This is a genomic window from Mesorhizobium sp. NPDC059054 (assembly GCF_042739215.1).
In the GTDB taxonomy this organism is placed as follows: Bacteria; Pseudomonadota; Alphaproteobacteria; order Rhizobiales; family Rhizobiaceae; genus Mesorhizobium.
This window is the reverse complement of sequence record NZ_JBHYHV010000002.1, coordinates 1,048,027-1,068,465: the sequence shown is the minus strand read 5'-3', so window position 1 is coordinate 1,068,465 and position 20,439 is coordinate 1,048,027. Positions and strand designations below refer to the sequence as shown.

The following is a 20,439-nucleotide window of genomic DNA, read 5'->3' as shown; positions in this document are numbered from 1 at the left end:
AAAGCTTGTTGGGCTGGAGCATTTCCGTTTTTCACGGAAACGCTCCAGCCCTTTGTTCTACGCAATTCCGGACGGAAAACCGCTACACACTTTTTCCTGGAATTGCTCTAACCTGGCGTGCCGGCCCCGTTCTGTTTGTCTTGCACTTGCCTCAACACCATCGTCATCGGCTCGCTGGCAAGCGGGTCGACATAGTGGCGGGCATTGGTCAGGAACAGCGGCCGACCGTCGATCGTGATATGGGCATCCACCGCGTAAGTTGTTTGGGGCCGAATGTCCTGGCTGTCGAATTTCAACGTGAAACGCACCGGCACCTGGCCAGCGGGGTCGACACGTTGCTCGCAGATTACCCGGACTGGCGCGTTCGGCTGAGAAACGTCGAGTAACTGCACCACAAGCACCGCGTTTTTGGGCAAGATCAGACGCTCGCGATAGGTGACCTCGCCGGTCAATCGCCGCTCAGCCGCCATCGTCACGTCTGGCGTGGCCAGCATAACCACCATCATCGGCGCGAAGCCGAAGATGAGCAATTCCGCGATCCTGTCCAGCATGGCGCATCTCCACCGGCGCCCAGCGGCGCCAATGAAAAATCCGCCCCGATTGCGGACAATCCGTGGCTGATCTTGGGTATTTTCGCGTACAAGCGGCCTTCTGTCAGAGGCTCAACGCCAGCGCGTGGCCGCTTGCTCGTCGCTGTCCTTGGCTTCGACCCACCCGCCTTCCGTGCCATCGACACGATGCTCCTTCTTCCAGAAGGGAGCGCGGGATTTGAGGTAATCCATCAGGAAATCAGCAGCCTCGAAGGCGGCCCGCCGGTGTGCGGACGCCGTCACCACCAACACAATGTTTTCACCTGGCCGGATGCGACCGTGCCTATGAATAACCGTGACACCCTGCAGCGGCCAGCGGCCAACTGCATCGGCAGCGATGCGACGGATCTCGGCTTCTGCCATACCTGGGTAATGCTCCAGCTCAAGTGCCGCCAGCATGCCATCTTCGTCACGGCAAAGGCCGGAAAATGTGACCACCGCGCCGATATCGGTGCGACCAGCACCGAGTGTCGCGATTTCGGCAGCGATATCGAAATCCTGCGCCTGGATGCTGATTTTCGGCTTGACGACGCCAAGCACGGCATCAGCCTCCCGTCATCGGCGGGAACAATGCAATCTCGCGCGCACCGTCGATCTTCTCACAATGGTCGACATGTTCCTGATTGATGGCAACGCGGATCGAGCGCGGATGCTGGAGTGCGTTTTCATACTCCTCGCCGCGCGATTTCAGCCAGGCAAGCAGTTCAGTCACAGTCGTCACCTCGGCCGGAAGCTCGACATCCTCCTCGGATTTGCCGATCCGCTCCCGCACCCAGGCGAAATAGATGAGCTTCATCGCACGTCTCGTCATTCGTCGACGATATGCTTCAATCCGGCACGAAAATAGTCATAGCCGGTATAGAGCGTCACAACCGCCGCGATCCAAAGCAGCACCAGCCCGGTCTCGGTGGTGAACGGGAAAATCTTGTCGCCGGCAGGGCCGGCAAGCAGAAAGGCGATCGCCACCATCTGGATCGTCGTCTTCCATTTGGCAAGCTGTGTGACCGGCACCGAAACCTTCAATGCCGCAAGATACTCACGCAGCCCCGAAACCAGGATCTCGCGGCACAGGATAATGATGGCCGCCCACAGCGACCAGCCGGCAATGCCGTCTTCGTCAGCGGCAAGCAGAAGCAGGCAGGTCGAAACCAGAAGCTTGTCAGCGATGGGATCGAGCATCTTGCCGATATTGGAGGTCTGTTGCCAGGCGCGCGCCAGATAGCCGTCGAAATAATCGGTAATCGACGCGGCCAGAAAGATCGCCAGTGCGAGCCAGCGCGCGAAATCACTCGATTTCAGATGGCCTTCGAGAAAGAAGCACACGACAACCATCGGCACTGCGATGATGCGCGCATAGGTGAGTATATTCGGCAGGTTGAATGCGTGTTTCGCCATGCGTGCCTGGAACTTCCGGGTCGTTTCTTTTCTTACTTCCGTACTCAAATCAGAAGCCGATATCAGGGGTCAACCATTGAAAATCGACTAGCCAGCGCAAAACACCGTACAGACAGTCAATTCTCATGAAAATGGTTGTAAACAAGCCGCGCGACCTGTTCCGAAATGCCGTTGACCACAATCAGGTCCTCGACGGCGGCTCGGCTTACCGCCTTGGCCGTACCGAAATGCAGAAGCAACGCGCGTTTCCGGCCGGGACCGATGCCGGCGATCTCGTCCAATGGACTCTTCACCATCTCCCTCTTGCGGCGAGCACGGTGCGAGCCGATCGCGAACCGATGGGCCTCGTCACGCAGCCGCTGGATGAAATAGAGCACCGGATCTCGCACCGGCAGCGTGAAGGACGGCTTGCCCTCGACGAAAAAACGTTCGCGCCCCGCCTCGCGGTCCTGACCTTTGGCGATACCGATGGCGACAACCCGATCCTGGACGCCGAGGTCCGCAAGGATCTTGCGCACCGCTGACATCTGCCCTTGGCCACCATCGATCAGAATGACATCAGGCCAGGCAGGGAAACCATTGGAGACGAGGTCGTCCGGTTCGCTGGCCTCCTCACCCACAACAGCCTCTTCACCATGCTCCTTGATGAGGCGGGAGAAGCGCCGCTCCATCACCTCGCGCATCATGCCGAAATCGTCGCCAGGCGTAATCTCGGTCGAGCGGATGTTGAACTTGCGATACTGGTTCTTGACGAACCCCTCCGGTCCGGCAACGACCATGGCGCCGACGGCGTTGGTGCCCATGATATGCGAGTTGTCGTAGACCTCGATGCGCACGGGCGGCTTCTGCAAACCGAATGTTTCCGCGAATCCAGCCAGCAATCTCGCCTGCGTTGAGGTCTCCGCCAAACGGCGGCCAAGCGCCTCGCGCGCGTTTTGCAATGCATGGTCGGTCAAATCCTTCTTCTCCCCGCGCTGCGGCACCGAGATCGAGACTCTACGGCCAGCACGGGTCGACAACGCCTCGGCAAGCAGGTCCTGTTCGTCCACGGCATGCGAAAGCAGCACCGTGCGCGGCGTCGGCTTGTCGTCGTAGAATTGGGCAAGGAAGGAACCCAAAACCTCGGCTGCTTCCATGGCTGGATCGGCCTTGGGAAAATAGGCACGATTGCCCCAGTTCTGGCCCGTCCGGAAGAAGAACACCTGGATGCAGACCTGCCCGCCTTCCTGGTGGATGGCGAAGACATCCGCTTCTTCCACCGACTGCGGATTGATCCCTTGATGACTCTGCACATGGGCAAGCGCCGCCAAACGATCGCGGTAGACTGCGGCATGTTCGAAATCGAGATTTTCGGCAGCAGCCTGCATCGCGACGGAAATCTCGGTCTTCACCTTCTGGCTGCGGCCCGACAGGAAATCCTTCGCCTCCTCGACCAGCACGGCATAGTCGCCGTGCGAGATTTCACCCGTGCACGGCCCGGCACAACGCTTGATCTGGTAAAGCAGGCATGGGCGTGTCCGGTTTTCGTAGAAAGAATCCGTGCAACTTCTCAGCAGGAAGGCGCGCTGCAGTGAATTGATCGTGCGCCCCACCGCTTGCGCGGAAGCAAACGGGCCAAAATAATCGCCTTTTCGCGAACGCGCGCCACGGTGCTTGTAGATACCGGGTGACGAGTGATCCCCGGTCAGGAGGATATAGGGGAACGACTTGTCATCGCGTAGCAGCACATTAAAACGCGGCCGCAAACGCTTGATGAGATTTGCTTCCAGCAGCAGCGCTTCAATCTCTGTGCGGGTGACGACGAATTCCATCGTCGCTGTCTCGCGCACCATGCGACCGATACGGTTGGTGTGGAAACGACCTTGCGCGTACTGCGTTACCCGCTTCTTCAGACTGCGGGCCTTGCCGACATAGAGCACATCGCCGGCAACGTTCATCATCCGGTAGACACCAGGGGCATTGGGCAACCGCTTGACCAGCGTCTGGATGACTTCCGCGCCGACCATGCCGTCGGTGTCGCCGGCGTGTTGTGTCCAGTCGATCGCAGTGAAGGCGACCACCGGGCCGGAAGGCACAACCTCCGCTTCGATGCTGTCGTCGTCATCCAGATCGACATCGGGCAGATCCTCGCCCGCCGCGCGTCCGTTTTTTGCTTTGCCGGAACTCATTCCACCACGCCTGTCACATCCGGCGTCTGCCATGCAAGATGCTGGCCGCCGTCCAGCGCGATCATCTGGCCGGTGACCGACCGCGCACTCCATAGATATCGTATCGTCGCGCCAAATTCGCCAAGGTCAGCGCCATGCTTCAGCAACACACCGTCGAGCTGCGTTTGGAAGTCACGATCATCCTGACGCACTCCCTTTAACGTTGGTCCAGGCCCAATAGCATTGACGCGAATGCGCGGTGCCAGCGCCTGCGCCATCGTCTGCGTGGCAGCCCACAATGCCGATTTCGAAAGCGTATAAGAAAAATAGCGTGGCGTCGGCCGCCACACCCGTTGATCGATCATGTTGACGACCAGACCATCCTGGCGCTCCGGCAAGGCACGAGCAAAACGCTGTGCCAAAAGCGCGGGCGCTTTCACATGCACCGCGAAATGGCGGTCCCAGCCAGACCAATCGAAATCCTCGATCGAATCTTCCTCGAACAACGAAGCGTTGTTGATCAGAAGGCCAATCGGCCCGAGCGCCTTCGTCGCGGCATCGACCAGCCCAGCCGTCGCTTCCGCGTCGGTCAGGTCTGCGGCGACGACGGCGGCACGACCGCCGCCCGCGACAATCTCGCTTGCGAGAGCTTCAGCCTCTTCGCGGGAACGGTTGCAATGGATGGCGACGGAGAACCCGTTGGCGGCAAGATCCTCGACGATTGCCTTGCCTATTCGTCTCGCTCCGCCCGTCACCAGGGCCGTCGCTGTGGTTTTGTTCGTCATCTGGCTTTCATCCGCGATAAGGGCAGCCAGCAAATGAGACCGCTCAATAATAAAATGCCGTTCGTTCCTGTGGCCATATTGTGTCGATGCGCTGAAATGAAGGTTTCGACTCGGATTCGGCCATCTGGTCGAATGGCCAATATAGGGACCACAACCCCTTGCACCAAGCGGGGTACAGCTTCCTATGCGAAAGGCTCCTGACAACTTTGTTGCACTAGTGCAACGTCATGGTTCAGCCTCATTCGCGCCAGCTAAAGACCCAAGTTCAGGTTCGCTTCCGCCGCATTTGCCGCCCAAATTCCGGAACCGTTGAGCGCTTGATCCGTTTCTCCCCCCGGCGGGTCTGGTTCGCAAGGAACAAGCCAGCGTCTTTGGCTTTATGGAGTAAGAACTATGTCTATCAACCACAAAATCACGCGGACGTCGGTTGCTGCGATCGGGCTTCTCGCTGTTCTCGGCACTGTTCCGGCTTTCGCCGCGGACGTCGTTGCGGAAGAGCCGCCGGCTCCGGCTCCTGTTGCCGAACTGCCGGTTGCCTCCTGGGCCGGAGCTTATGCCGGTGTGCAGCTCGGCTACGGCTTCGCGGGCCGCACCAAGGTCGAAGACTTCGACACCCGCATCAAGACCGACGGCTTCCTCGGCGGAGCTTTTGCCGGCTACAACTGGCAGCAGGACAGCTTCGTTTACGGTCTTGAGGGCGACCTCGGTTACAACGGCACGAAGGGTTCGGAAAACGGCTTCAAGTCCAAGTCGGGCCTTGAAGGCTCGATCCGCGCTCGCCTGGGCTACACCGTCAGCCCCGACATCCTGCTTTACGGCACGGCCGGCGGTGCGGGCCAGGGCCTGAAGGTCACCGACGAGGTCACCGGTCTCAACGATCGTAAGACCATGTTCGGCTGGACCGCCGGTGTCGGTACCGACATCAAGTTCACTGAAAACGTCTTCGGTCGCGTTGAGTATCGCTACACCGACTACGGTTCCAAGGACTTTGACAACGGTATCGGCAAGGTCAAGAGCAGCGACAACCGCGTCCAGTTCGGCGTGGGTATGAAGTTCTGATCGATTTCCGATTCAGCATGAAAAGCCGGGCGCAAGCCCGGCTTTTTTTGTTTCGATGCACACCCGAACGAGCTGAACGGCAACCAGACGGCCTTCAGCTCAGGCCGGCACGCATCCCTTCAGTTCCGGAAACTTATCGTCGAAGCGCGCCGCCCAGCGCACCAGCCTGCCTCGCCCCTTTTCCCATTTGCCAGCGAAACGCAAAGACAGATAGCCAAGCGCTGCACGCAGTGCGATTTGGCCGACGGTGATTTTTTTCGGCAGCTTGGGTGGGTTGGCGTTCAGGCTGTCGAGAGCCCGGGTGACCTTCTCCCATTGCCGGTCCAGCCAAGGCTGGAACACCTTGTCGTCGGGCCGCACCCTGCGTTCATAGACCATCGACAACGCCGAATCACAGATGCCATCCGCCAACGCTTCCAGCGCCTCGGCTTCGGTGCGCTTTTCGGGGTTGCGCGGAAACAGCACGTTCTTGGCCTGCCGGTTAAGATACTGAGTGATGGCGCGGCTATCGAAGATCGACTGGCCGCTTTCCAAAACCAGCACCGGGATCTTGCCCAACGGATTGGCAGCGATCAGATCTGCTGGGTCCTCTTCCGTCTTGACGGGTTTCAATTCCAACACGATGCCGGCATAGGCCGCCGCCATGCGGACCTTGGAACTGTATGGCGAAGCGGTTGCATAGAGCAGGCTGGGCATGATGTCCTCATTGGAATGGGGTGCCCGGGTCTCGGCTGCGCGCCAAGACCGAACACCGGTGCGATGCCCACTGATGAGCGGAATGAGAGCCAGATGAAATTCCGGAAAACGCCTCTGCCGAGGCGTCGGAATCGTTAGCGCAGAACGCGGCAGGCACCGTCATAGACATGCCAGCGGTCGAATCCCGAAACGCAGAACTCGACATTGTCGCCAACGCCAGCAAAGCCCTGCCCTTCCTCGATCAGATACCAGATGCTGCGCTCATGCCCATCGGAGAGAATGACCCTCGCATCGCAATAACGACGGCCGATAGGCCAGTTATCCTCCGCCGGCTGATAACGGCGCTCGTTGATGCGGCGGAAATCGGTAATCTGCACGTCAGGCAGATTCGGCACATTGCGGACCTGATGCGCAAAGCGGCTGCTGATCTTGTTGAGCACCCAAGCTTCCCCGCAGACGCCCGGATCGCCCGAATAGCTGGACAGATCGGCAGCTTGCGCCGCCGGACCAACTGTCAGGACGGAACCCAGGCCAATCAACCCGGCAAGGAGAGATTTGAACAAGTGAGTCATGGCGGCGCCTCATTTCTGATCGGCGGCACTGTGCGGATTTGCCGTCACACGGTCAAGCTGGGAAGTATTGGACCTCGATCAAATCAGATGCCTAACCATCCTCGCGCGCCAGCCAGTCGAGCCGCCAGCCGGCAGCGGCCGGTTCGGCCATCGCCGCCTGCAGCGCAGGCAGGATCAGGCGAAGTTCCTGCTCCAGCGTGAATGGCGGATTGACCACCACAATGCCAGTGCCGTCCAGTCGTTCGCTGTTCGAAGCCGGCCGCACCTCGAAAACGACGTCGAGCACCTTGCTCATGCCGGATGCCGTCAGCCGATTGCGGAAATCGGCAACGCCATGTCGATCCTTGATCGGATACCAGAGCGCATAGATACCGCCTGGCCAGCGTTTGTAAGCCTTTTCTACACCCGCTGCGAGACGATCGAACTCACCCTCCTGTTCAAAGGGGGGATCGACGAGCACCAGCCCGCGCTTTTCCTTGGGCGGCAAGTGTGCGCCAAGCGCCAACCAGCCATCCAGTTCGATAACACGCGTTTGAAAATCGCCTTCAAACTGCCCTTTCAGCCGGACGACGTCCTGAGGGTGCAATTCGATCGCCGTCAGCCGATCCTGATTGCGCAGCAGGCGCCGTGCAAGCCATGGAGACCCCGGATAGAAGCGAATGCCGCCATCGGTGTTGCAGGCATTGACCGCTTCGAGATAAGGCTCCAGCAAAACGGTCGTCTGTATGCCCGGGTCTATCCTGGCCAATCGACCGATGCCATCGCGCCATTCGCCCGTCTTCTGAGCTTCATTCGAGGAAAGATCATAAAGACCGATACCGGCATGAGTATCGATGACGCGAAACGGCTTCTCCTTGCGTTTCAAATATTCGATCAGCCGCACCAGCACGACGTGTTTGACCACGTCAGCGAAATTTCCGGCATGATAGGCATGGCGATAATTCATAGCCTTCAGACGGCGCTTCCGCCCCTGCCCCAGCGCGGTTTGGGCGGAGTTTCGGGTTTGTCAGGACGTCGCGATCTGCTGAAACGGATCGCCAGTATCAGACCAATCGCCCCAAGCGCGATCAACCCGAAGCCGATCTGAATGGCCCGTCTGTCCGGAACGGCCGCACCGGTACGCAACACCAGGTCCACTGCTTTGATCTGGATGTTATCGGCATCGCCCGATCCGAGGGTGAAGACATAGGTGCCTGCTTCCTCGACCTCGATCAGTCCTGCTTCGTCCCGGAACACCTTGTCGGTCAACTGCGGGCTTTGTTCGCGTGGCGTCGGATTGCCGCTGAAACTCAGCCGTTCCGCGAGCACGGTTCGATTGCCGGCGGCAGCTGTCAGCGTCAGCACGGTACGATCAAAGGCCAGGATGCGATCTGCATTGCTCGTCAGATCGACAAAGACCCGGACCGGTCCGGTTCCAGCCTTCAGCGATACCGTTACCGGCTTGAAGCGGCCGTCCTGATAGGCATGCCACGTGCCAAGCTCTTCGCCGGAAAAGCTTCGAACGGCCCAAGGATAGATGAAACCGAGGGCGACGCCGGCCAGGATAACGAGCAGGAACAGTTTGCGCATGGCTCAGCCCATAGAACGCTGCGCGTACCCACGCAATCTCATGCTTTGCGTTCCCAGCGCCGGTCTGCCGTCTGCTGCCAATAGGTCACGGTGTGGCCAGCACCCTTCATGTCCTTCCAATGGCCACGCGCAGCCTCGACCTGGCCTGCATCATGCCCATCGAACAGGAAAACAGCGCGATCGTAGCCGGACAAGTCGGGAGGCGTGGCGCCATCCACGAGGAAGCGGATCTGCGCCGTATTGGGGTTCATTTCCCCGGTGGTGAGAAGGATAGGCTGTTCAGCCGGATAAGGCTCGCGGTCGGTTGCATGCGCCAGGAAGCCGTCGTCACGATACACCCATAGATGTTGGTCCAGCGCATCTCTGCGCTCCTCCGTGCCCGTCTGCACGACGACGCGCCAGCCGCGGTCGACGCTGCGCTCGAGCAAGCCCGGCAACGCCTCCTCCAGCGTCGACTCGGTCAGATGATAGAACAGCACCTCGGCCATCGATCAGGCTTCGTAGTGGTCGCGCACCAACCGGTCGAGCAGCCTGACGCCAAAGCCGGAACCCCAGGACTGGTTGATCTCGCTCGCCGGCGCACCCATCGCAGTACCAGCAATATCAAGATGTGCCCACGGCGTTTCCCTGACGAAGCGCTGCAGGAATTGAGCGGCGATAATGGCGCCGCCATACCGTCCACCGATGTTCTTCATGTCGGCGTTCTTTGAGTCGATCAGCTTGTCGTATTCGCTGCCGAGCGGCATGCGCCACAGCTTCTCTTGTGTGGCGGCACCGGCCTGCAACAATTGCCCGGCAAGCTCGTCGTCATTGGAGAACAGGCCGGCATGGTGCTGACCGAGCGCCACCATGATCGCGCCCGTCAACGTGGCAAGATTGATCATCAATCGAGGTTCGAAGCGGTTGCTGCAGTACCAGAGCGCGTCAGCGAGCACCAGGCGACCCTCGGCGTCGGTATTAAGCACCTCGATGGTCTGGCCGGACATCGAGGTAACGATGTCGCCTGGACGCTGGGCATGACCGTCGACGCTGTTTTCCACCAACCCGAGGATGCCGACGACATTGGCTTTAGCCTTGCGAACTGCGAGCGCGTGCAACAGGCCTGTGACAGCCGCTGCACCGCCCATATCGCCCTTCATGTCCTCCATGCCCGACGCCGGCTTCATCGAATTGCCGCCAGTATCGAACGTCACGCCCTTGCCGACGAAGGCAAGCGGCTTGTCTTTGGCCTTGCCGCCGTTCCATTGCAGCACCGCGAGACGGGCACCACGCGGCGAACCCTGCGCCACGCCGAGCAAGGAGCCCATGCCGAGCTTCTTCATTTCCTTCTCGGTCAGGATCTCGACCTTGACACCCAGCGCTTCCAATTGCTTGGCCCGCTCAGCAAACTCGATGGGCCCCAGCGCGTTCGCCGGCTCGTTGACCAGGTCGCGCGCGATAGTCACACCATCGACAACGGCTTCGAGCTCAGCGAATGCCTTCTTGGCAGCTGCCGGATTTGCCGTCTGGATGGTGATCTTGGTCGCAGTCCTGCCATCGTCCTTGCCGTCGTCGCCTTTCTTCGTCTTGTATTTGTCGAAGGAATAGGCCCGCAACAGAATGCCCGCGGCAATGCCTGCAGCTTCGGTACCGTCTGTCTCGACGCCTGGCAGATCAACCACGACGACTGCTTCTTTAGCTTTGCGCAGCAATGCCGCCACGTGCCCACCGAGTTTCAGCCACGCATATTCATCCAGTGCCGATGACTTGCCTGTACCGACCACCACCAGCCTGTCGAGCGCGGTGCCTTCAGGCGCGAAGATCTCGGCGGAAGTGCCGAATTTTCCTGAAAAATCCGCCGCAGGCAGAATCCTTTCCAGGGCACTGGCAGGATCATGTGCCTTGGCGCGTTCGGAAAGCCCCGCTTCTTCCGCGGAAAGCACGAAGGCTGCGCCCTTCTTGACGGCGGCGAATTTGGCAAAGGCAATCGTGGGTCGGGCAGCCATGAGATCCTGCTTGGTTGAACGCTTGAAACGAGGGGCGACCTTTCGCGCTTTTCGATCGTTTGGCAAGACCGGCAAACCTCGAGCCGATACATGGGGATAAGCTCACTCCGCGTGCAGCGGTCCCCTGTCACCGGGCCAATGAATGGACGATTTGGCTGACGGCGACCCTTGACGATCGCCAGCAGGTCGCACAAATGTCTGGCGCAAACCGCTGTTAACCATACCTATTCGCCTTTTCTTATCCATTCCCGACCAGAGTCGGCGCCACCGGACACGACGACTTGAAACGGAACCAAACCAGGCCGGTTGTATGGGTGTCACCGGAAAGATAACGTCTAGAGCTGCGACACCCGTCGAGATCAATCGAGAAGAACTGCCCTGAATGAAGGTCGCCGAGCTCTATATCTTCCGGCGCGCGCTCTCGCTCTTTCTTGCAGCGTTGGCGTGGACGCTGGCGATTGTCTGGACGACGCAAGTTCTCACACGTATCAACCTGGTGACCGACAACGGGCAATCTGCGTTAAGTTTCTTCCAGGTTGCGGCACTCATTCTGCCGACGATCATCCCGATCGTCGTCCCCTTCGCGCTCATCGTGGCGGTAGCGCAGACGCTCAGCGTCATGAATTCCGATTCGGAGCTGGTGGTGATCAACGCCGCCGGCGCCTCGCGCATGACCGTCGTCAAGCCGATCCTTATCCTCGCGCTGATCGCGAGCGTCATCTCCTTCGTCGTCGACAACGGCGTTGAACCCTATGCCCGCCAGAAGAATCGCGAGCTGATCGCCAGCGCACGCGCCGACTTTCTGTCGTTGATCATCCAGGAAGGAACCTTCCGCAAGGTGGAAGACGGCCTGTTCGTGCAGATCGGCGAACGCTTTGCCGACGGCGGCTTGGGCAGCATCTTCGTGGCCGATTCTCGTCAGGAAGGCACGGATCTCGTCTATTACGCCAAGACCGGTGCGGTCATCGACAAGGGCAACGAAAAAGTGCTCCTGATGAATGACGGCGTGGTGCATCGCAGGGCACCCGCCGGTGACGTTTCGGTCATTCGTTTCACGTCCTACGCCTTCGATCTGTCGGCTTTTGCGACTGCGGCGCAGGCGACGCTCTATCCGAAGGACCAAACGACACAATACCTGCTCAACCCTGATCCCAACGACCGCTATTACCAGCAAGCGCCAGACCAGTATCGTGCCGAGCTCGCATTGCGTTTCTCCGAATGGGCTTATTCTCTTGCCTTCGCGATGATCGCTCTTGCCGTCGCCGGCGACGCGCGCTCGCACCGCGAGGCTCGCATCCACCCACTGATCACGGCAATTTGCATCGCGCTGTTCGTGCGCTGGCTGGGTTTCTTCGCCGCCGGCAAGGCCAATACCAATCCACTCTACAATTATCTGGTGATCGCAGTGCCCTTTGGCGCCTCGGCCGTGGCCGGCTGGGTCATCTTTTCCAACCGACGGATGGAATTGCCGTCAAGTTGGGCGGACTGGCTGACGAACATGTTCAGCCGTTTTGGCGAAATCGGCATCCGCCTGAGGCTTTGGTGGGCTAGCCGCGGCACAACCCGTCAGGGGAATTCCTGATGGGTTGGACACTCGGCCGCTACTTCTTCTTCCGCTACCTGGGGATCACCATCTGGATCTTCCTGGGGCTGTTCGCGCTGGTCTTTCTGATCGATTTCACCGAGTTGACGGGCCGCATCGCTGGTGTCCCCGGCTTCACATACCAGGCGGGTTTTGCCATCTCGGCGCTGCGCGTGCCGATGATCATGCTGCAGACCGTCCCCTTTGTCGGACTGTTCTCGGCCATGGCGACGCTGGTCTCGCTCAATCGCAAGTACGAGTTGGTAATCGCACGTTCCGCGGGCATCTCGGCCTGGCAGTTCCTGCTACCCTGCTGCATCGGCGCGTTGCTGTTCGGCGCCGTCGCCGTCGCGATCCTCAATCCGCTGGCCGCCTACGGCTTTTCCCAATCCGAAAGAATCGAAAGCGAACTGCGCTCAGGGGCCTCCAACGATGTCTCTGCTGATTCAGCTCCATGGATCCGACAGAAGACCGCCGCCGGCGATACGATCATCGGCGCCCGGGCAATCTTGAACCAGGGCCTGGAGATGGCGGACGCTGTCTTCTTCCTGCTCGACCAGCAGGGCAATATCGTCGAACGCAAGGATGCCAAGAAAGTGTTCCTGCGGGATGGTTATTGGGAACTGCAGGACGTCAGCATCCTCAAGGACGGCAATGTCGAAAAGAAAACGACGGACCGATTGCCGACTGATTTGAAGCCGGAATTCGTACAGGAACGGCTGGCGCGGCCGGAAACAATTCCCTTTTACGAGTTGCCGCAAAAGATTGAAGTTGCTCGTTCCTTCGGGCTTAAGGCAAATGCATTCGCCATGCAGTTCGATTCGCTGGTGGCGATGCCTTTCCTTCTGGTTGCGATGACTCTGATCGCAGCAACTGTCTCGATGCGATTTGCGCGAATGGGACAATCTGCAACGATGATTCTGGGTGGCGTAGTCGCTGGGTTTCTGCTTTATGTTGTGTCTGTTTTGGTCAAAGCGTTTGGAGTGGCGGGATTCGTCCCGACCGTGGTAGCTGCATGGTTTCCGGTGGTCGTGGCGATGTTCTTCGGGGTGACGTTCCTGCTGTACAGGGAAGACGGTTAGTGATGAGGCCGGTTTTGCAAGGTCGCAGACCGATCCGAGCGGCACTCTTGTGCGGAGTGAGCGCGCTCGCTTGCCTTTTTGCCGGCAGCTTGGCGACCGCTATCCCGGCCGCAGCACAAGCGGTTGAAGCACCCAGCGTGCCAGCCGGTTCGCAGATGCTGCTCGAATCCGACACCCTGGTTTACGACAATGACAACCAGACAGTGACTGCCGTTGGTGGCGTGCAGATCGACTACGGCGGGAACAAGCTCGTGGCTCAGCGCGTCGAATACGACCGCAAGACCAAACGCCTCGTTGCCTCCGGTAACGCACAGCTCGTGCAAAGCGACGGCACGAAGATCAATTCCGAGCACATTGATATCACCGACGATTTTGCCGACGGCTTCGTCAACGCGTTGCGCGTCGAGACCGTGGACAAGACCTATTTCGGTGCCGAAAGCGCCGAACGCATCGGCGGCGTGCTGACAACGTTCCACAACGGCGTCTATACCGCCTGCGAACCTTGCGAGGACAAGCCGGACAAAGCGCCGATCTGGCGCGTCAAGGCACGCAAGATCATCTGGAATGGCGAAAAGAAGACGGTGCGCTTCGAGAACTCCAATTTCGAGTTCTTTGGGTTCCCGATCGCCTTCCTGCCCGCCTTCGAGATCGCCGACCCGACGGTGAAGCGCAAGAGCGGCTTCCTGATGCCCGGCATTACCTTCAACAGCAAGCTCGGCACCGGCGTCACCATTCCTTATTACCTCGCGCTGTCGCCGACTTACGACATCACCGCGCGCGGCACCTACTATACCAACCAGGGTTTCCTCGGCGAAGCCGAGTGGCGCCAGCGTTTCGACAACGGCCAGTACAGCCTGCGCGTTGCCGGCATCGACCAGAAGAAGCCTTCGAAATTCGACCCCAATACCGTCGATTCCGGTCCGACCGACGACCCGAACAAGTTCCGTGGCATGATGGGCAGCAAGGGCCAGTTCGCGATCAATTCGCGTTGGAACTTCGGCTGGGATGTCCTGCTGCAGACGGACAAGAACTTCTCGACCACCTATCACATCAACGGCTACGACGCCTCCGTGCATCGCTCGGAGGTCTATCTGACCGGCCTGAACGACCGGAACTACTTCGACGTGCGTGCCATGCACTTCGAAGTACAGGAAAATGTTCTGCAGCGAGAGGCCGGCGCCCGCTATCAGACCGGCGCGCGCGACGAATTCCAGCCTTGGGTGCTGCCGTCGCTCGACTATGCCTACATCCCGGACACGCCACTGGCCGGTGGTCAGCTCTCGATCAACCTCAATTCCCGCGTCATCAAGCGCGACCGTCTCGATGAAGCCTTCACGGTGAACTACGATACGCTGAGCGCCGTCCAGCGTGTTCGCGGCATCGAAGGCGATTCCGGCCGCCTGACCGCAGAAGCCGAATGGAAGCGCAGCTTCGTCACCGAAGGTGGCATGGTCATCACACCCCTGCTGGCTTTCCAGGGCGATGCCAACTACCTGCGTGCGTCCTCCGGCTCACTTGACGCCATCAATCAGATGGCTGCCGAGCAAGGTGTTTCCGCTGACATGCGCTCTTCTTTCGCCAGGGCCATGGCGACCGCGGGTCTCGAATTTCGCTGGCCGCTGCTGTTCACCAGCCTGACCGGCGGCTCGCACATCATCGAGCCGACCGCGCAATTGTTCGTGCGCCCGAACGAGTCCTATGTCGGTGGTCTGCGCGTTCCCAACGAAGACGCACAGAGCATGGTGTTTGACGCCACCACCCTGTTCGAACGCGACAAATTCTCCGGCTATGACCGTATCGAAGGCGGCAGCCGCGCCAATGTCGGCGTGCGTTATTCGGGCAGTTATTCCAATGGCTGGACCACGAACGCGCTGTTCGGCCAATCCTATCAGATTGGCGGCACAAATTCTTTCGCGCAGCCTGATTTGGTGAATGTCGGCGCCTATTCCGGTCTCGAGACCGAAACATCCGACTACGTCGGCCTGGCCGGCTTCACTAGCCCCTATGGCCTGTCGGCTTCGGTCAGCGGCCGTTTCGACGAGCAGACCTTTGAGGTCCGCCGCGCCGAAGCCAAGGCCGCCTATAGCGGCTCATCGCCAATATCAGTGTCGGCACAGTATGCCTTCATCCAGGCACAGCCCGGTTATGGCTTTGAGGACGATCGCCACGAGGTCTCGCTCGGGGCATCGACACGCCTCAACCAGAACTGGCGCGTCTTCGGTTCAGGCACTTACGACATCCAGACACGAGTGCTGACGAATGACGGGCTCGGCTTTGCCTATGACGACGAGTGCTTCACTTATATGATGACTGTGTCCGAAAGCCGCGATCGCGTCACCCGGGAAGTGACCCGTAATATCGGCTTCAACATCTCGTTCCGTACCATCGGCGATTTCGGCTCGACCTCCAGCAGCTTCGAGTAAGCCATCCCCCTTGCAGGACATGGTTTCGCCGCATAGGACGGGCATGGGAAAATTGTATCCGGCTCAGCGATGGGCCGGAACCGAAATGGATTTGGAACAGAGATAATGAGGAAACAGCTCTTTTCCGCAGGCCTCGCACTTCTGGTCGCGACCGCAGGCGTCTCGCTGACAGCGATGTCCCAACCTGCCTTTGCCAGCGAAATCAAATATGTCGTCAACAATGTTGCCATCACCAGCGGCGACATCCAGCATCGCGCGGCCTTCCTGCGCCTGCAGAAGCGCAAGGGTAACGCCGCCGACGAGATGGTCGAGCAGACGCTCCGTCTGGCCGAGGCGAGACGCCTGGGTATCCGTATCTCCGACCAGCAGGTGAACGACGCCTATGCGCGCTTTGCCTCCAACAACAAGATGAAGTTGGCACAGCTCGACGGTGTCATGGACAAGTCAGGCGTCACCAAACAGCACTTCAAGGAATTCATCCGTGCGCAGATGGCCTGGAACCAGGCGCTTGGCATGCGCTACCGTTCCGAGCAAGGCGGCGGTGGCGGCATGAGCGAGCAGGATGCCGTGCGCAAGATGCTGCAGAAAGGCGGTAACAAGCCATCCGCCACCGAATACCTGTTGCAGCAGGTTATCTTCGTGGTCCCTGCAGCTGAGCGCGGCGCGCTGATGGCAAAGCGCAAGCGCGAAGCGGAAGCGATGCGCGCCCGTTTCAACGGCTGCAACACCACGCGCGAATTCGCCAAGGGCCTCATCGACGTAACCGTTCGCGATCTAGGCCGTGTGCTTGCTCCCCAGCTACCGGCGGATTGGGCAGATCAGATCAAGGCGACAAAAGCCGGCGGCGCCACTCAGGTGAAGGAAACCGATCGTGGCATTGAGTTCATTGGCATCTGCTCGGCGCGCGAAGTCTCGGACGACAAGACTGCCCAACTGATGCTTCAGAACGAAGGGCTCGACGGCAAGAAAGACGATGCCGCCGACGCACTCAGCAAGAAATATGTCTCCGAGTTGAAAGCCAAAGCCGTCATCGTGCAGCGCTGACGGCCGTGCGCGAAATTAGACGTCCGCTTGCGTTGAGCGTTGGCGATCCATCAGGCATTGGCCCGGAGATCGCACTGGCGGCTTGGAAACGCCGCGAAGAACTGGGTGTTCCTACCTTCTATTTGCTTGCGGATCCAAACTTGATCGCCGCACGCGGTCGTCTCGTCGGCGCCGACGTCCAGATAGCCGAAACGACAGCGCAAGAGGCACACACTGTCTTCGCCGGCGCCCTGCCTATTGTGCCGCTGAAGGCAAAGTTCGTCGATACAGTCGGCCATCCTGATCCCGTCAACGCCGAGGGTGTCATTGAGGCGATCGATCGCGCGGTTGCGGATAGCCTTGCCGGTCACGCTGCGGGTACTGTCACCTGCCCCATCGCCAAGAAGCCGCTCTACGATGCCGGGTTCGGTTTTCCGGGCCATACTGAATATCTGGCGCATCTGGCTGCCCGCCACACCGGCCGGAAGGTGACGCCGGTCATGCTGCTGGCGGGCCCAGACCTACGCACAGTTCCCGTTACCATCCACATTCCGCTTGCTGCCGTGCCGAAAGTGCTCACCACCGACCTGATCGTCGAGACCGCCCGCATCACCGCGCGGGATCTAAAAACCCGTTTCGGCATCGAAGCGCCCCGCCTTGCCATTGCCGGCCTCAATCCGCATGCCGGCGAGGGCGGCACCATGGGCAAGGAAGACCTGGAAATCGTCGCCCCTGCCGTCGAAGCATTGCGCCAGGAAGGCATCGATGCACGTGGTCCGCTGCCTGCTGATACGCTTTTCCATCGACGCGCTCGGGCAAGCTACGACGTTGCTCTTTGCATGTACCACGATCAGGCCTTGATCCCAGCAAAGACGCTGGCTTTCGATGAAGCCGTCAACGTGACTCTTGGCTTACCATTCATTCGCACCTCACCCGACCACGGCACGGCCTTCGATATCGCTGGCCGAGGTATCGCACGATCGGATAGTTTGATTGCCGCGCTCAAACTGGCCGCAGAACTGGCCGGCAATGCCAGGAGCGCCCAGGGATGAGCGCTGACGGCCTGCCGCCACTTCGAGAAATCCTTGAACGCCATGGCCTCCAAGCCAAGAAGGCGCTTGGCCAGAACTTCCTGCTGGACCTGAATCTGACAGGCAAGGTAGCGCGAACTGCTGGCGATCTGACCCAGACGACCGTCATAGAAGTCGGCCCCGGGCCGGGTGGGCTGACACGCGCCCTCCTCCTCCATGGTGCCCGCCGCGTCGTCGCCATCGAGCGTGACGAGCGCTGTCTTGCGGCCCTTTCCGAGGTGTCGGACTATTATCCTGGACGACTGGAAGTCATCTCGGGTGACGCTTTAAAGGCCGATTTCACGACCCTGGCGACCGATGGCCCGGTTAAGATCGTCGCCAACTTGCCCTACAACATCGGCACCGAATTGCTCATTCGCTGGCTAACCGTCGATAGCTGGCCGCCTTTCTATCAATCGCTGACGCTGATGTTCCAGCGCGAGGTGGCCGAGCGCATCGTCGCGAAACCCGCTTCCGGCGCCTACGGACGGCTCGGTGTTCTGGCCGGCTGGCGAACGGAGGCAAAAATCGCATTCGACGTGCCGCCCCAGGCGTTTACGCCACCACCGAAGGTGACGTCGTCCGTTGTGCACATTGTACCGCGCGAAGTTCCCTTGCCCACAGATGCGAAGCGGCTCGGTCGCGTCACCGAAGCAGCCTTCGGTCAACGCCGCAAGATGCTGCGGCAAAGTCTCAAGAGCCTTGGTGGCGAAAGATTGCTGGAACGGGCCGAAATCGATCCGACCCGCCGTGCCGAGACGCTCAGCGTCGAAGAGTTTGTGCGGCTAACCAACTTGCTGGATGGTTGAAGCTCAACCCCTGACGCAAGCAATATATGCCTGCTCAGCCTTCTCCCGAACTCAATTCGAGGTCTTGAACTGAACGAGCCCATTGTTCAGGAAACATGCCTTGTCGAACAGCCCGAGATCCAGCGGATTTGGCAGGCGGATATCGTCAAGATCCGGAAACGGCTTGTTCACCAGATCGTATGACCGGTCGATCTGGGAAATGAAGACGAAGATCAACCCTTTTTCTCGAGCGAACGACCTTACCTTGCGGACCTGCTCAACCAGATCAGGGCTCTCTCGTTTCTGGTCGAGCAGCTGCAAATAGTCGACAACAACGAGCGTGCCCCAAGGGGCCGCCTCGAGTGTCGTCATCATGTAACCAGCGTCGATCGCATCGGACCCATCGAACTCGAATTGGCGGTCGAACTGGCTCGGCTCAACGCCAAGGACCTGAAAACGACTGAGAATATCCTTCTGCGTGTATTCAAGCGAGAAGAAGGCGCTGCGGCGACCAGATTTCATCGCCTCGACCGCTAATTCGAGACTGAACAGTGTCTTGCCATGTCCCGGACGCGCCCCGACCAGCAGAAGATCGCCCGGCTGCAGCAACCGGAGCAACCTGCCGGCTGCTGGCATTGTCTCATGTTTGGACGCCAGCAAACTCCAGTTCGCAAACCCTTGCTTGGCCGCGGTGCGGTCGAGTGCGGCGTGGAGCGGGATGTTTTCCTCGCGCGACAGACGCTTGGCCTGTCGCTTCAATTGATAGGCAGGGACGGAAAGCTTCATCGAAAACCTCCTATTGCGAGCGAACTTCGCAATCCCTCCTTATGCGCGGTGCTCGAACAGTTGGTTCGATGAATGTCGAGCCCCGCATGGACTATGCTTCCCGAGTGGAGGGCGGAGGCGCGGGCCAGTGCCGAACGAAAGCATAACAAGGCTTCGCTGAGTCGAGAACGCCTCGATTGCTATGGACGTGACCAATCTACCGGGAAAGAAAGCTCAACCTTGATGCCGCAAATTCAAACGGCTTCGTCCAGAAGACCCGAGACGAAGTCAAACAGCCCGGGTCGGCGGTCGCGGCGCAGGCGTTCGGCGGCAACGATGGAGCGCACTTCGGTGAAGGCGCGGTCGAGATCGTCATTGACGATGACGAAGTCGTATTCTGTCCAGTGCTCGATCTCGGTACGCGCATTCTTCAGCCGCGTTTCGATGACCTGTTCCTGGTCCTCCGCCCGTCGCTTCAGCCGCGCCTTCAGTTCTTTCATCGACGGGGGCAGGATGAAGACCGAAACGATATCGCCGCGCATCTTCTCCTTAAGCTGTTTCGCACCTTGCCAGTCGATATCGAAGAGCATATCGCGCCCTTCAGCCATGGCCCGCTCGGCGGGTTCACGCGGGGTGGCATAAAAGTTTCCGTGTACTTCCGCCGATTCAAGCAGCTCATCATTGTCGCGCAGCAGTTCGAACTCGCGGCGCGAACGGAAATGGTAGTGAATACCGTCGATTTCGCTGCCACGGCGCGGACGCGTGGTGACAGACACGGAAAGTTCGAAGCCCTGGTCGCTCTCGATGAGATTGCGCGCAATCGTCGATTTGCCGGCCCCCGAGGGCGACGACAGAACGAGCATCAGGCCCCGGCGGCGGATGCGGGAACCGGTGTCCTTGACGGCCAT

At 59.7% G+C, this 20,439-nt stretch carries 21 protein-coding genes; 7 read left to right on the top strand and 14 right to left on the bottom strand.

Annotation, left to right across the window (positions count from 1 at the left end):
* Nucleotides 1–107 precede the first annotated feature (107 nt).
* The 6 genes from ACFWXH_RS12900 to ACFWXH_RS12875 all read right to left on the bottom strand — a co-directional run bounded on the left by ACFWXH_RS12900 (nt 108) and on the right by ACFWXH_RS12875 (nt 4,917).
* Nucleotides 108–551, bottom strand: a complete 444-nt coding sequence (locus tag ACFWXH_RS12900; RefSeq protein ID WP_054310956.1) for a YbaY family lipoprotein — start codon at nt 549–551, stop codon at nt 108–110.
* A gap of 111 nt (nt 552–662) precedes the next feature.
* A complete protein-coding gene (locus ACFWXH_RS12895; protein ID WP_379120684.1) occupies nt 663–1,130 on the bottom strand; it encodes a molybdenum cofactor biosynthesis protein MoaE in 468 nt (155 codons plus the stop codon).
* Between the two features lie 4 nt (nt 1,131–1,134).
* Nucleotides 1,135–1,386, bottom strand: a complete 252-nt coding sequence (gene moaD / locus ACFWXH_RS12890) for a molybdopterin converting factor subunit 1 (RefSeq protein ID WP_379120682.1) — start codon at nt 1,384–1,386, stop codon at nt 1,135–1,137.
* 11 nt (nt 1,387–1,397) lie between these two features.
* Entirely contained in the window at nt 1,398–1,985 is a 588-nt protein-coding gene (gene pgsA / locus ACFWXH_RS12885; protein WP_054310958.1) for a CDP-diacylglycerol--glycerol-3-phosphate 3-phosphatidyltransferase, read from the bottom strand.
* Between the two features lie 116 nt (nt 1,986–2,101).
* Nucleotides 2,102–4,153: an excinuclease ABC subunit UvrC gene (gene uvrC, locus ACFWXH_RS12880; protein ID WP_379120680.1), complete on the bottom strand. Its 2,052-nt coding sequence runs from the start codon at nt 4,151–4,153 to the stop codon at nt 2,102–2,104.
* A complete protein-coding gene (locus tag ACFWXH_RS12875; protein WP_379120678.1) occupies nt 4,150–4,917 on the bottom strand; it encodes an SDR family oxidoreductase in 768 nt (255 codons plus the stop codon). Before ACFWXH_RS12875 ends, uvrC begins: the two co-directional genes overlap by 4 nt.
* 393 nt (nt 4,918–5,310) lie before the next feature.
* Between ACFWXH_RS12875 and ACFWXH_RS12870 the strand changes: the two genes are divergently transcribed.
* The gene (locus ACFWXH_RS12870) at nt 5,311–5,976 is read left to right on the top strand and encodes an outer membrane protein (RefSeq protein WP_054310961.1); all 666 of its coding nucleotides are present in this window, start codon (nt 5,311–5,313) and stop codon (nt 5,974–5,976) included.
* 99 nt (nt 5,977–6,075) lie between these two features.
* On the opposite strand, the gene ACFWXH_RS12865 is transcribed toward ACFWXH_RS12870, so the two are convergent.
* The 6 genes from ACFWXH_RS12865 to ACFWXH_RS12840 form a co-directional block, all read right to left on the bottom strand.
* Nucleotides 6,076–6,672, bottom strand: a complete 597-nt coding sequence (locus ACFWXH_RS12865; RefSeq protein WP_379120676.1) for a glutathione S-transferase family protein — start codon at nt 6,670–6,672, stop codon at nt 6,076–6,078.
* A 134-nt stretch (nt 6,673–6,806) separates the two neighbouring features.
* On the bottom strand, nt 6,807–7,244 hold the full coding sequence (locus ACFWXH_RS12860; protein ID WP_379120674.1) for a hypothetical protein: 438 nt from the start codon (nt 7,242–7,244) through the stop codon (nt 6,807–6,809).
* A gap of 91 nt (nt 7,245–7,335) precedes the next feature.
* Nucleotides 7,336–8,190: a 23S rRNA (adenine(2030)-N(6))-methyltransferase RlmJ gene (locus ACFWXH_RS12855; RefSeq protein ID WP_379120672.1), complete on the bottom strand. Its 855-nt coding sequence runs from the start codon at nt 8,188–8,190 to the stop codon at nt 7,336–7,338.
* A 5-nt stretch (nt 8,191–8,195) separates the two neighbouring features.
* Nucleotides 8,196–8,813 carry a hypothetical protein gene (locus ACFWXH_RS12850; protein ID WP_379120670.1) on the bottom strand — a complete coding sequence of 206 codons (618 nt, stop codon included), beginning with the start codon at nt 8,811–8,813 and terminating at the stop codon, nt 8,196–8,198.
* 38 nt (nt 8,814–8,851) lie between these two features.
* The gene (locus ACFWXH_RS12845) at nt 8,852–9,301 is read right to left on the bottom strand and encodes a DNA polymerase III subunit chi (RefSeq protein WP_379120668.1); all 450 of its coding nucleotides are present in this window, start codon (nt 9,299–9,301) and stop codon (nt 8,852–8,854) included.
* A 3-nt stretch (nt 9,302–9,304) separates the two neighbouring features.
* Nucleotides 9,305–10,798, bottom strand: a complete 1,494-nt coding sequence (locus ACFWXH_RS12840; protein ID WP_379120666.1) for a leucyl aminopeptidase — start codon at nt 10,796–10,798, stop codon at nt 9,305–9,307.
* Between the two features lie 382 nt (nt 10,799–11,180).
* On the opposite strand from ACFWXH_RS12840, the gene lptF reads away from it, so the two are divergent.
* The 6 genes from lptF (at nt 11,181) to rsmA (ending at nt 18,787) form a co-directional block, all read left to right on the top strand.
* Nucleotides 11,181–12,380 carry an LPS export ABC transporter permease LptF gene (gene lptF, locus ACFWXH_RS12835; RefSeq protein ID WP_054310968.1) on the top strand — a complete coding sequence of 400 codons (1,200 nt, stop codon included), beginning with the start codon at nt 11,181–11,183 and terminating at the stop codon, nt 12,378–12,380.
* Nucleotides 12,377–13,462: an LPS export ABC transporter permease LptG gene (gene lptG, locus ACFWXH_RS12830; RefSeq protein WP_379120947.1), complete on the top strand. Its 1,086-nt coding sequence runs from the start codon at nt 12,377–12,379 to the stop codon at nt 13,460–13,462. The genes lptF and lptG overlap by 4 nt, the downstream gene beginning before the upstream one ends.
* Nucleotides 13,463–13,464: 2 nt before the next feature.
* On the top strand, nt 13,465–15,885 hold the full coding sequence (locus tag ACFWXH_RS12825) for an LPS-assembly protein LptD (protein WP_379120664.1): 2,421 nt from the start codon (nt 13,465–13,467) through the stop codon (nt 15,883–15,885).
* A 105-nt stretch (nt 15,886–15,990) separates the two neighbouring features.
* Entirely contained in the window at nt 15,991–16,929 is a 939-nt protein-coding gene (locus tag ACFWXH_RS12820; protein WP_379120662.1) for a SurA N-terminal domain-containing protein, read from the top strand.
* Nucleotides 16,930–16,934: 5 nt separating this feature from the next.
* Nucleotides 16,935–17,960 (top strand): 4-hydroxythreonine-4-phosphate dehydrogenase PdxA, encoded by a 1,026-nt coding sequence (gene pdxA, locus ACFWXH_RS12815; RefSeq protein WP_379120660.1) that lies wholly within the window; start codon nt 16,935–16,937, stop codon nt 17,958–17,960.
* Nucleotides 17,957–18,787 carry a 16S rRNA (adenine(1518)-N(6)/adenine(1519)-N(6))-dimethyltransferase RsmA gene (rsmA, locus tag ACFWXH_RS12810; RefSeq protein ID WP_379120658.1) on the top strand — a complete coding sequence of 277 codons (831 nt, stop codon included), beginning with the start codon at nt 17,957–17,959 and terminating at the stop codon, nt 18,785–18,787. Before pdxA ends, rsmA begins: the two co-directional genes overlap by 4 nt.
* A 51-nt stretch (nt 18,788–18,838) precedes the next feature.
* Here rsmA and ACFWXH_RS12805 read toward each other — a convergent pair whose 3' ends face one another.
* Together ACFWXH_RS12805 and gmk are read right to left on the bottom strand one after the other, a co-directional pair.
* Nucleotides 18,839–19,552: a DNA helicase gene (locus ACFWXH_RS12805; protein WP_379120656.1), complete on the bottom strand. Its 714-nt coding sequence runs from the start codon at nt 19,550–19,552 to the stop codon at nt 18,839–18,841.
* A 233-nt stretch (nt 19,553–19,785) separates the two neighbouring features.
* On the bottom strand, nt 19,786–20,439 hold the full coding sequence (gene gmk, locus ACFWXH_RS12800; protein ID WP_054310975.1) for a guanylate kinase: 654 nt from the start codon (nt 20,437–20,439) through the stop codon (nt 19,786–19,788).